This window comes from Sphingobacterium micropteri (assembly GCF_014692515.1).
Taxonomy (GTDB): domain Bacteria; phylum Bacteroidota; class Bacteroidia; order Sphingobacteriales; family Sphingobacteriaceae; genus Sphingobacterium; species Sphingobacterium micropteri.
This window is the reverse complement of sequence record NZ_JACOIK010000001.1, coordinates 172,393-184,598: the sequence shown is the minus strand read 5'-3', so window position 1 is coordinate 184,598 and position 12,206 is coordinate 172,393. Positions and strand designations below refer to the sequence as shown.

Genomic DNA, 12,206 nt, shown 5'->3' with positions numbered 1-12,206 from the left:
CTAGTTGGTTTACCTTTCAATCAACTCTTTTGCATGCTGCAAAGCTGATGCACCCGGATTTGCACCGCTGAGCATTTGTGCGACTTCCAATACGCGGTCTTGCTTCGCCAATAATGAAATATCCGTTTTGGTTTTATCGCCCTCATCTTGCTTAAACACCTTAAAATGGGCCTGGCCCTTTGACGCGATCTGCGGCAAGTGTGTAATAGCGAGTACTTGCATGTTGCCGGCTAAATGTTCCATAATCTCCCCCACTTTCAACGCCACTTCGCCCGAAATACCGGTGTCTATTTCATCGAATATAATGGTGGGCAATGCAGATGTTTGTGCCACAAGCGATTTAACCGCAAGCATGACACGGGATAGTTCTCCTCCAGATGCCACGCGATGTATAGCCTGTAAAGATTGTCCTTTATTCGCAGAAAAAAGAAACCGGATCTCATCCGCACCTGTGGTTTTGTATTTATCAATTTCTAATAAGGAAAGTTCTATTTTTAATTGGGCATTTGGCATGCCGACCGCTGCCAATACGGTCTGGACATATTCCTCTACCTGACCAACAGCTTGCTGCCGTGTCTCATGAAGACGCATCGCTGCTTTTTCCAACAGGTTCAAACATCCGGCCACCTCTTGCTCTAAAGCAGCCAATTGTTCGCCTTGATTAGCTACCACCAAAATCTTTTGCTCGAGCTCATCTCGTAACGTAATAAGCTCCGCCACAGCCTCTACCCGGTGTTTTTTTTGCAAGCTATATAATAGGCTCAATCGCTCATTAACTTCCACTAACCGTCCTTCATCCATAAACACGTCTTGTTCCTTGGCACTGACTTCATCTGCGATATCTTTCACTTCAATCCATGCACTTTGTAGACGTGCTGCTAGTTCTTCCACAGCAGGCATGAAAAGTTGCACAGCCTGAAGTTGTTGCAACGTATCTTTTAACGAAAAAGTGATAGATTGTTCGCTTTCGCTCAATAAATGATGCGCACGTAAAAGTCCTCTTTTTATCTCTTCTGCATTTTCCAGTTGGCTCAGTTCGGCTTCGAGCTTTTCCTGTTCTCCTTCTTCCAAATGGGCTTGATCTAATTCATCAAATTGAAACTGGTTAAAGTCTAACGCGGCATTCGCCCCTGCAATATCTTCCCGCAGACGGTTTAACGATTCTTGCTGTTGTTTGTATTTCGACAGATGTTGTTTATAATCGTGTAGAACGCCATGATTCTTTGCGACATTATCCAATATCATCAATTGAAAACGTTCTGTATTCAATTGCAGCGTAGCGTGCTGTGAATGGATATCAATCAGCTGTTCGCCTAACAACCGTAGAACATTTAGGGTCACGGGAGAATCGTTCACAAAAGCACGTGACTTCCCGTCAATGGCTATTTCCCGGCGAATAATCGTTTGGTCGTCGTATTCCAAATCATTTTCCTGAAAAAAATCGTGTAGACCGTAAGCATCTATCTTGAAGAAGCCCTCTATCACACACTTTTGGTCCTCCCGAAAAAAATGCTTTCCCTCCGCACGGTTGCCCAATATAAGCCCCAACGCCCCCATCATAATGGATTTACCGGCCCCAGTTTCTCCGGTAATAATATTCAGCCCCTTATCAAATTGGATATCCAGGTTCTCAATCAATGCATAATTCTTGATAAAAAGTCTATTCAGCATGGCTTCTCGTTCGTGCTATCAAAGATAATGATTTTGGTGGGCATGAAAAAAATAAAACAACCGTCTCGAAAAAAATCAATATGTTTGTCACACATGCCCGATTTTTCCAAACAACTTAGTCAATATATGCCGGAAGCCGCAGCCCCGATTATTTCTGCGTGGATTAATGATACCGGCTGTCGATTCCGTATTTCACGAAGCCGGACGACAAAGTTGGGCGATTATATGGCTCCTTTCCGCGGCGCACCACACAAGATATCGGTCAATCACGATCTCAACCCCTATGCTTTTCTGATCACGACGATACACGAATTTGCACATCTACAAACTTGGCAACAGTATAAACAGCGTGTAAAACCACATGGTCCGGAGTGGAAGCAACATTATAAAGAACTCATGCAACCGTTCCTTCATCTGGACATCTTCCCGTCCGATATCTTGGAGGCTATTATCCGCTACATGGAAAATCCGGCGGCCTCAAGCTGTACAGATATAAACTTATATCGGATACTTAAAAAGTACGACAAAGAACCAACAGGACAGCATACTATAGAGTCCATACCAGACGAGAGTATCTTTGCCCTCCAAAATGGGCGCATCTTCCAAAAAGGGGAAAAACTCCGAAAACGATACAAGTGTAGAGAGTTGAGTACGGATCGCATATACCTTATCCATCCTATTGCGGAAGTAGTATTACTAACGGATACGGAGAGTATTCCAAAATAATCTTGTAACTTTAGTGCGCAAAACGTTTCATATATGATCATGACGAAAAACCTACTATTGATTTCGGCTACGGCAACGCTTTTTTTATCTTGCCAACAGGACGGAACAGATAATCATCATACGGATGGGCTGGATTCTGCAGCTATCGCGGCAATCACAGAAGACACCTATAAAGCACATGTGACGAAACTTTCCTCGGATGAGTTTCTCGGTCGGAAGCCCTTCACAAAAGGCGATACACTGACTGTACAATATATTGAACAGCAATTCAAAGATTTAGGTTTACAACCGGGCAACGGCGCTTCTTACTTTCAGGAGGTGCCGTTGGTAGAAATTTCCTCCGAGCCTAAGAATAAAGTATTGACATTCAAAAGTGAAACAGGTACGCTGTCGGCAAATCATCTTGATGATTATGTTATTGGAAGCCGACGTCTACAAGACGATATCGACGTCGCCGAATCAGAATTGGTCTTTGTCGGGTTTGGTATCGTTGCTCCGGAGTTTGACTGGAACGATTACGAAGGGCTGGATGTAAAAGGCAAAACAGTCGTAGCCATGGTGAGCGACCCGGGTCGATATGATAAAAGTTTATTTAAAGCGGATACCATGACCTATTATGGCCGTTGGAAATACAAATATGAGGAAGCTGCCCGACAAGGTGCAACCGGTATTCTGTTGATACATGAAACGGAGGCCGCGAGTTACGGCTGGAACGTGGTACGGTCGGGATGGTCGGGACCACAACTAGATTTAATATCGGAAGATAATGGCGCTTCATTTTCCGAATTTGAAGGTTGGATTTCCAATGAAACCGCGAAGAAGCTCTTCCAACTATCGGATATATCGCCGAATGTAATGGAAGAAGCTAAGAAACCGGGATTTAAGGCTATACCGTTAAATGTCAGCACGTCGGTAGGTATTCACAATACGTTCCGAAAATCAACCTCTAATAATGTTATTGCGAAGTTGGAAGGCGCAAAGAGGCCAGATGAAGTTATTATTTATACGGCACATTGGGATCACTTGGGTGTAGGTGAGCCTGTTGATGGAGACGCTATTTATAATGGTGCAATTGATAACGCCGCCGGTGTAGCCGCCTTGTTTGAAATCGCAAAGGCTTTCCAAGCGGCAAAAGTACAACCAGAACGTTCGATTATCTTCTTGGCCGTAACATCGGAAGAAGAGGGTCTACTTGGATCAGCTTATTATGCCCAACACCCGATCTATCCGTTGGCTAAAACTGTCGCTAATCTGAATATGGATGCTTTCAGCGCATTAGGCGCGACCAAAGATGTTTCCGTGGTAGGCATCGGGCAAACAGAAATTGAGGATTATGTCGAAAAATCAGCCGCCAAATTTGGCCGTGTGATGAAAGGAGAAAGTGATCCGACGTCAGGCGGCTTTTATCGATCCGACCATTTCAACTTTGTAAAAGCCGGTGTCCCGGGGCTTTTTATGGGCGCGGGAAGCGAACTTCTATCTACCGACACGGTGGATATTGAACGCCGGAGAGAAGCACTAGCCGGAAGATACCATACGGTAACAGACGAGGTAGATGAAAACTGGGATTTTGGCGGTATCATAGCAGATATACGTTTATTCTTCGACATTGGCTATACGATGAGCATGGAAAGTACGTTCCCTAATTTTAAAGCAAAGTCGGAATTTAAGGAATTGGGCGATAAACGTCTGAAGAGTGAAGGTTGATGAGGAGTTATAATATTAAGAGAGAGAACAATTAAATACAAACAAACATGTTAACAGGAATGAAACATCTACATTCGACGCTGGCTATTGTACTATTGCTGGCATTGGTCATTGCCATTGTGATTACATTGGCAAACTATCTGGGAAAAAAATCGTATAACCGAAAAATTGCTTTGCTTGGTCTTGTTTCCGCCCATTTGCAATTCATCGTGGGTTTGGTGATATACTTCGTATCTCCTTTGGGTATACAATCGTTTTCCGGTGAAAATATGAAAAACAGTTTGTCGCGCCTTTACTTTTTGGAGCACCCACTCATGATGCTTTTGGCGATTATTTTGATCACGGTAGGTTATTCCAAAGCGAAAAGACAAATCGATAGTCAAAAAGCCAATAAAACCGTCCTGATCTTTTATATCATTGGCTTGGTTTTTATCCTGTCACGTATCCCTTGGAGTACATGGTCGCTTCTAGCGTAACATATTAAAAAAATAAGAGCCTGAAAAAATTCAGGCTCTTATTTTTTTAATATGCTCTAAAAACAAAAACTTAGTTTTTGTTTTTACCAAATCCTAAAATATCGAATACCACTTTAAAGGCGATAATTGACGCCACAATCATTAATATATTTGCTATCAAAGAAAACAGAAAGGTCATCTGATCCAAGGAAGGTAAAACATCGGGAACAAACCGGATGAATACACCTACCAGGCCAATAACAATAGCAACTGTTAGCTGCACGTAATATTCCGTGCGATTTGCGTTGTTGTCTGTCTTTTTTGCGGGTCTTGGAGACACTGTATTTTCCATATCAGTCTATATCTTTTTTTATTGACTACAAACCTAAATAAATTTAATTTTATATGCAATATAATCGCACCTGCATATAAAATTAAATTATTTCGCTCTCCTCAGCCATCAGGGGCTATATTATAGAGGAAATATATCACTTTTTTCTTATTATTGCAGCGGAGATTTTAATCTAACGTGAGGCAAATCATTCATATACTGGTTTTCGTTTTTTTGTCCGTTGCATCAGCCCAGGCGCAACCGCAACGCATCGATAATTTTATCGTTAAGGAAAATCTTACGCAAAATAGCAAGCTTGCCATCATCGCATTGGATAGTACCGAGCAGCCTTTAGAAAGAATCAACGGGACGTTTGTTTTTAATCTAAATGGTTTTCAACAAAACCTCCAATTTCACGATGGAGTTGCAGTTGTACAACAGCCGGTAGAATCCTCTACATTTGTTTTCTTCAAACACAAAAATCAGGAAAATACAGTAAGCAAGCTATACTACATCCATAAGAAAGACAAGGAGCTGAAGCCATTTAAAATTAACGGTTTGCTACTATTACTTATTCCACTGGCCATCCTACTGATAGCTTACTTATTTAGACGGTTTCTCGTGACCTTCGTCATCATAGCCATCGTATACGCCTATTTCCACTTTGCTAAAGGATTGGATTTTTCCACGATCATGGAAAGTATACTGGATGCGCTGAAGAATTTGATCTAAAATGGCAATCCCACACTAAAATTGTATTGGATAAAATTATACCTGTCCGGGCGATGGGTTTCATAAAAATGCTGTTTGAACTCTCGGCTATTAAAGAATTCCTTAATTACCCACTGTTCGCCTTTGGCAAATTGTGGATCCTTTAATTTCAATCCGGCATCCAAGCGGATAATAAAATAATCCATATCCAACCGTAGCCCAAATCCTGTACCGAGTGCTATCTGCGAAAGAAATTCATTAGCCTTGAAGGTACCGTTAGTGGTGATCTCGTTATCTCTCAGCAACCAGATATTTCCGGCATCAAGGAACGTAGCACCATTCAACTTCGCCCCCATAAAATTATTCAATATCCGAAATCTATACTCGGCATTCGCTTCTAGTTTAAGTTCACCCAGTTGATCCAAGTTTCGCAAATTTAGCCTTAACGCTTCTGGTAAGCCTGCCCGATTATAGTTACCCGGTCCTAATGTACGCGCTTGCCAAGCCCGGATTCCGTTCATCCCTCCTCCAAAGAAACTTTTTTCAAAGATCAATAAACGAGAATTGTTGCCATAAGGAACAGCAACTCCGCCATTAAATCGTAGTACAAATTGTTTGTTTCCCCCCAAATGACGATACCATCGGTAGTCAACTTCTGTTTTCGCAAACTGCAGATAAGGTACCCCAAACAACAAGCGCTCCCCTTCCGGTGACCTTTCCAACTTCAATACATCACTTAACAAGTCTAATACGTTTCCGCTGCTTTCCAATCCGATACGGAAATAGTTGAAATTTTCTCTAGTCAACAGTTTCGCAGCATTGTAGGTATAGTTATATTGCGCACTTAAACCAAAATACTCCCGATTATTACTTCTAACGTATAATAAATACCCTTCATCTTCCAATTGCCGTTGAAAGGCATCGTCTAATCTTCCCACCCGATACTCCACAGACACGGGGGTTAAACTATGTTGCGAACGGGGGCTCGTATACCATATATAATTTAACGAGTTGGTAAAATATCTATTGGAATACGTTTGATCCTGTTGAAAAAATTGCAATGTACTGGAAAAGGTAGTTCGTGGCAGCCCGTAGGTTCCCGTGCTGGAATTTTCAAAAGGCGTCATCAAACGTGGAATAATAAGGTTGACACCTACCTGAAAATCGTTATTAAAAATCTTATTCGCTAAGTTCCCTTCCAAACGAGGATCAAATAACACCCCGTATCGCATCTTTACTTCCAGTTGCTCCGCGCCGCCAAATACATTGCGATGCGAAAATGTATTTCCCACATTAAAACCACTCATCCCCGAACTAAACGTAAACTCTCCTTCCACTTGGTTAGCCATAACCGGACGAGGCGTCAGTTCATAAAACGTATTCAAACGGTCGTTCCCCGTTTTTTGATGGTTGATCTTCACATTTCTAAAACCATTCATTTCATAAAGACGATCATAAGACTGATTCTCTTTTTTGAGATTGTAACGCATGCCCGGTCTTAAATACATATATCGGGACAAAGGCTTTAGCCGAAAGCGCCCGGTTTCGTCATTATAGACGATATGTAAACTGGTATCTACTGCCGAATGCGGCATTCGTGTCCCGACCTGCCCGTATGGCAATATAATTCGTACAAACACACTATCAATGTGATAAACGGTATGCCGCGTGCTATCCGTTGGGTCTTGGATTTCCACGTGGAGATCAGCCTGCTTCGCAATCACATTCGTATCAATACCTACACGCATATATTGTCGAAGATAATCGTAGTATCCACGTTCTTTCAGCTTTTCATAAAGTTGTTCCCGCTCCTGAAGCAAATCCGCACTATCAAACTGCTTTCCTGTTTTAGCCAGTGACTCCGATCTGACCTCCTGTGCATATATCTCCTCAATCGTGGGGTCGTCAGCACGATAGTGGATATCACCAAACCGAAATGCCTGTCCTAACGCAACGTTAAAATCAATACGGGCTTTCTTTTTTTTCACATGCACTTGCGGTATTACGAATGCATTAAAATATCCTTTCGTTTGGAGATAGCGATTAATCTGTTGTGCAGAAAGCTCCACCAAGGACGAATCAAGCACATGAGGCGGTTCGCCCACATTCCGTCTATTTTCCAATTTATATCGTCCTCGCCGGGTGTTGAACAAATTATATATGGTGAGATTCAGTCTCGAATTCGGTTTAATTTCATTCGATATATACGCTGTTGCATTTTCCTTTATATTTGGGGGAACGCCCGTGATATCCACATCCGTCACCAATGCTTGTCCCTCTTCTAAGTATCTTGCCGAACGACAGGATGCAAAAAATAGCAACAAAAGCATTATACTTGCACAAACAAAAAAACTGTACTTCTTAATCATTAAGCAATGTTATCAAAAGCGCAAATTAGTTTAATTACGTCATTGCAACATAAAAAGTTTCGCAAACAGCATGGACTTTTTATTGTCGAGGGCGTGAAGTCAGTACTCGAATTTCTATCTTCCGATTACCAAGTTCACAGCTTATACACCACGGCGGAAGCTCGAACAAAAATGGGTAATTTACCGCAAAAATTAAAATGTATAGCGGTTAGTACGGCTGAATTTCAAAAAATTTCCGGTCTGACCAATCCGCAGGGGGTACTGGCACTTGTTCATTTACCACCGTCGGAAGGTTTTAATTGGACGATTTTAAGGCAACAGCACACCTTACTTTTGGATGATATACAGGATCCGGGAAATTTGGGAACCATCATCCGAACAGCAGAATGGTTCGGCATAAATAATATTATTTGCTCTATGGGTACTGTTGATGCTTTCAACCCTAAAGTTGTACAAGCAACAATGGGTTCGTTGGCTCGTGTTAAAATTTATTATACACCTTTAGCAGATTTCATCGATCAATCCGAAATGCCCACTTTTGGCGCATTGCTTGATGGAAAATCCATCTATAAAACCGACTTTGGAGATGCGGCACTTATCATCATGGGAAACGAAGGAAATGGCATCAGCGATGAAATTGTAGAGAAGGTAGATCATCCGATTACCATTCCACGTATTGGACAGGCAGAATCACTAAATGTAGCCGTTGCCACTACGATTTTCTGTTCTGAAATCGCAAGACAAAAATTGGAGAATGGTTAAGCAGTCGGACGACTCCAAGTCGATATATACGTTACCTTTTATTTTATTGTGTCTGAGCTCGCTTCTGTTTTGTGCAAGCTTCAACATGATTATCCCCGAATTGCCGAACTATCTTAGCCAGATGGGCGGAGCGGAACATAAGGGATTGATTATTGCGCTTTTTACATTGACAGCGGGCATATCCCGTCCTTTCAGTGGTAAACTGACAGACCGTTGGGGACGCGTTCCGGTAATGGCCATCGGTTCTATGGTGTGTTTTGTCTGCGGCTTCCTCTATCCTATTCTCAGTTCGGTAGCCGGTTTTTTCTTTCTCCGGCTTATCCACGGTTTTTCGACAGGCTTTAAGCCTACTGCAACTGCGGCCTACATTGCGGACATCATTCCACAAAACCGATGGGGCGAAGCCTTGGGTATGCATGGGCTTGCGTTCGCAATTGGCAGTGCCATTGGTCCTGCTATCGGCAGCTACATCGCTAAAGATCAGGGTATCGATGCAATGTTTTATTGCTCATCCGCTTTTGCACTGTTGTCCATTCTCATTGTCATACGCATGGGAGAAACATTGCCTGGCAAGCGAAAATTCTCTTGGAGCATGCTTCGGATCAATCGAGGGGAAATCATTGAATGGCGTGCGATTCCCGCAGGTGTCGTGACACTGCTCTCTTATTCCGGATACGGTGTTATTCTCACATTGATACCCGATTGGAGCGACCATTTAGGTATCAGCAACAAAGGATTATTTTTTACGGCTTATACCTTAGCCTCGATTGGTATTCGTTTTATCTCGGGCAAAGTGTCGGATCGTTATGGCCGAATACGTGTGATGTATGTGGGGATTGTCATTATTTCTATTTCATTGTTGCTCCTCGGCTTAGGTAGCTCTGTAAATGGTTTAATTCTAGGTGCTATTGTGTATGGCATAGGGGGCGGTATTCTCTCGCCAGCTGTCAATGCGTGGACCATAGACCTCAGCTTGCCGCAACACCGGGGAAAAGCGATGGCTACGATGTACATTGCTTTAGAAATAGGTATCGGTGGAGGCGCACTGCTAGCCGGATATATTTATCATGATGAGATTAGCAAAATTCCTATTATATTTATACTCAATAGTGTTATTATATTTTTAGCATTTTTTTATGTGCTGCATTGGGATATAAAAAACAAAAGAAGACCTTAATCGTTTTCACTTACAATTAAGAAGCCGTAACATGGAAAATAATTCTAAAAAATACCCCTATTCGCTCGACTTGGCATCGAGCCTGATCGCTATGGCACTTTTGCTGGCTTTCATGTACGTGACGCAAAGTGTCCTCGTGCCTTTGCTGTTTTCTATTCTGATATCGATTTCCTTGTTTCCACTAGCCCGTTTCTTTGAACGTCTTCGCTTGGGCAAAGCGTTTGCCGCTATACTTTCTGTACTTATCGCTATCGCGATCATTTGGGCAATTGGTTGGTTTATCGTCCATCAAAGTATTATTATCGGTAAAGATGCCTCGGCTATAACCGCAAAGGTCGTCTCAGTACTAGAACGTGCACAAGCTTGGGTTGAACAAAGTTTCGGCATTGAGCGTAGCGAGATTATGAATCAACTGCGGGACCAAGGGAATAAGATGGCGTCCAACGCGGGCAGCGTAGTTACGGCTACCTTTGGGTCAATTGGTAACATGGTTGCGGGTGTTGTTTTGGTACCGTTATTTAGTTTTTTTCTATTGTACTATCGCGTTTTTTTTCGAGAATTCTTTTTTAGGGCATTCAAAAGTGTTCCGCACACCAAGGTGGACACCACATTGAATAAGATATATGATGTCGTACAAAGTTACCTGTTAGGGTTGATAACGGTGATGGGTATTGTGGCTGTGCTGAATACCGTTGGGTTGATGGTTATGGGGATCGAGTACGCTTGGTTTTTTGGCACGCTAGCCTCGTTGTTGATGCTTCTTCCCTATATTGGAATTGCCATTGGCTCTATTTTACCAGCCTTATTTGCTTTAGCTGTAAAAGACAGTGCTTGGTATGCTATCGGGGTTGTCGCCTGGTTTCAAGTTGTACAGTTTTTGGAGGGAAACATTATCACACCTAATATTGTAGGTAGTAAAGTTAGTATCAATCCGCTCATGGCGATTATCGCTATCCTTTTAGGCGGTATGTTATTCGGACTCTCCGGTTTAATACTCGCGCTGCCGTTAACGGCTACCATTAAAGTCCTTTTCGACGCTATTCCGTCTATGGAAGCCTTTGGCTTCCTCATTGGTGAACCCGAAAAAGAACACCTCAAAAGAAACTCGACACAGATTTTACTCATGAAATGGGGGGTTGTCAGAAAACCTAAGAGTTCGAAAAAGGTAGCGGTCGAAATGGAAGTTGACACCGAGGCCGTCCCGGAGACGATTACGATGAAATACAAGGAAATCCATGAATCGGAAGAACGACCGAAAGACGACGACGATATTGACGCTAATGCAAAATCTTAAATACCAACTCGCGAATAATTTCTCCATTTTCGGTAAAAGGCCCTACATCGAGACCTTTTGTTTTTAAGTCATATACACTTAAATAGTGGATGACTTCGAACGTCTTTTTCCGATTGAAGTTTCGTGCAGCCATTTCATATTCCTTTAAAAAGAAGGTATGCACACCGAGTTGTTTTGCAGCAACCTGCGGAGATTTGTCGGGTAGATAGTGATATTTTAGAATCTTCATAAAATAATTACCCAAATTACCGATAACGACCGGTAATGGATTCGATTTCGGATTTGCCGCGAAATAGTCGACAATTTGCATCGCTTTCACCACATTTCGCTTAGCTAGAGCGGATTGCAGTTCGAAGACATTAAAATCTTTACTGATGCCTATATTCTGTTCGATATGTAAGGGTTGGATCTCTTGCTCCTGCGGAACGTTTAAAATCAACTTATTGATTTCATTTACTATTTTGGACAGATCTGTCCCCAGATATTCGGTCATCATAGCAGCTGCTTGCGGATGAATTTGCCGTTGAACGCTGTGAAATTGCGCTGTAACCCACTCCCCTATCTTGTTCTCATAAAGCTTAGCGGATTCGAGGACAATGCCGTTTTTTTCAAAAGCCTTGTAAATTTTCTTCCGTTTATCGAATTTACTATACTTGTACGCAAATACCAAGATGGTAGTAGGTGTTAGATTTTCAAGGTATTTGAGCAATAATTCTTCTTCTGTTTTCCATTTTAGGTCCTGCGCCTCTTTGATAATAATCAACTGATGATCACTCATCATCGGATAGCGCTTTGCCGCATTGACGATATTCACCATGCTGGTATCTTTTCCATACAAGATGGTTTGATCGAACCCTTTTTGGGCATCATTCAGTACCTGTTCTTCCAACGCATCGCTTACCAAATCAATATAATAAGATTCGTCTCCATGAAGGAGGTAGACGGGACCGAATTTTCTTTTTTTTATATCGGAGAGGATTGTATTTGCATTCATACCTTGCGA

11 protein-coding genes are annotated in these 12,206 nt (G+C 42.2%); 7 read left to right on the top strand and 4 right to left on the bottom strand.

The genetic code is table 11. From position 1 onward, the window contains the following. Nucleotides 1-9: 9 nt before the first annotated feature. Nucleotides 10-1,671, bottom strand: a complete 1,662-nt coding sequence (gene recN, locus H8B06_RS00720) for a DNA repair protein RecN (RefSeq protein WP_190992363.1) — start codon at nt 1,669-1,671, stop codon at nt 10-12. Nucleotides 1,672-1,713: 42 nt separating this feature from the next. Between recN and H8B06_RS00715 the strand changes: the two genes are divergently transcribed. The 3 genes from H8B06_RS00715 to H8B06_RS00705 are packed head-to-tail and all read left to right on the top strand — an operon-like array spanning nt 1,714 to nt 4,580. Beyond that, nucleotides 1,714-2,397 carry a SprT-like domain-containing protein gene (locus H8B06_RS00715; protein WP_317170816.1) on the top strand — a complete coding sequence of 228 codons (684 nt, stop codon included), beginning with the start codon at nt 1,714-1,716 and terminating at the stop codon, nt 2,395-2,397. A gap of 33 nt (nt 2,398-2,430) precedes the next feature. Then, nucleotides 2,431-4,104: a M28 family metallopeptidase gene (locus tag H8B06_RS00710; RefSeq protein WP_223857397.1), complete on the top strand. Its 1,674-nt coding sequence runs from the start codon at nt 2,431-2,433 to the stop codon at nt 4,102-4,104. 59 nt (nt 4,105-4,163) lie between these two features. Further along, nucleotides 4,164-4,580 carry a hypothetical protein gene (locus H8B06_RS00705; RefSeq protein ID WP_190992362.1) on the top strand — a complete coding sequence of 139 codons (417 nt, stop codon included), beginning with the start codon at nt 4,164-4,166 and terminating at the stop codon, nt 4,578-4,580. Nucleotides 4,581-4,650: 70 nt separating this feature from the next. Here H8B06_RS00705 and H8B06_RS00700 read toward each other — a convergent pair whose 3' ends face one another. Next, nucleotides 4,651-4,911 (bottom strand): hypothetical protein, encoded by a 261-nt coding sequence (locus H8B06_RS00700; RefSeq protein ID WP_190992361.1) that lies wholly within the window; start codon nt 4,909-4,911, stop codon nt 4,651-4,653. 213 nt (nt 4,912-5,124) lie between these two features. Here H8B06_RS00700 and H8B06_RS00695 point away from each other — a divergent pair, with 213 nt between their 5' ends. Beyond that, complete coding sequence (locus H8B06_RS00695; protein WP_223857396.1) at nt 5,125-5,622, top strand: hypothetical protein; 498 nt, start codon at nt 5,125-5,127, stop codon at nt 5,620-5,622. Here the strand turns inward: H8B06_RS00695 and tamL are convergent. Further along, on the bottom strand, nt 5,619-7,970 hold the full coding sequence (tamL, locus tag H8B06_RS00690) for a translocation and assembly module lipoprotein TamL (protein ID WP_190992359.1): 2,352 nt from the start codon (nt 7,968-7,970) through the stop codon (nt 5,619-5,621). The two genes, H8B06_RS00695 and tamL, sit on opposite strands and share 4 nt — an antisense overlap. Nucleotides 7,971-7,976: 6 nt before the next feature. On the opposite strand from tamL, the gene H8B06_RS00685 reads away from it, so the two are divergent. The 3 genes from H8B06_RS00685 to H8B06_RS00675 are packed head-to-tail and all read left to right on the top strand — an operon-like array spanning nt 7,977 to nt 11,203. Then, nucleotides 7,977-8,732: a TrmH family RNA methyltransferase gene (locus H8B06_RS00685; RefSeq protein ID WP_190992358.1), complete on the top strand. Its 756-nt coding sequence runs from the start codon at nt 7,977-7,979 to the stop codon at nt 8,730-8,732. Next, nucleotides 8,725-9,909, top strand: a complete 1,185-nt coding sequence (locus H8B06_RS00680) for an MFS transporter (protein ID WP_190992357.1) — start codon at nt 8,725-8,727, stop codon at nt 9,907-9,909. Before H8B06_RS00685 ends, H8B06_RS00680 begins: the two co-directional genes overlap by 8 nt. A gap of 31 nt (nt 9,910-9,940) precedes the next feature. Continuing rightward, nucleotides 9,941-11,203, top strand: a complete 1,263-nt coding sequence (locus H8B06_RS00675) for an AI-2E family transporter (RefSeq protein ID WP_190992356.1) — start codon at nt 9,941-9,943, stop codon at nt 11,201-11,203. On the opposite strand, the gene holA is transcribed toward H8B06_RS00675, so the two are convergent. Beyond that, nucleotides 11,187-12,197: a DNA polymerase III subunit delta gene (gene holA, locus H8B06_RS00670; RefSeq protein ID WP_190992355.1), complete on the bottom strand. Its 1,011-nt coding sequence runs from the start codon at nt 12,195-12,197 to the stop codon at nt 11,187-11,189. The two genes, H8B06_RS00675 and holA, sit on opposite strands and share 17 nt — an antisense overlap. Between the last annotated feature and the right edge of the window lie 9 nt (nt 12,198-12,206).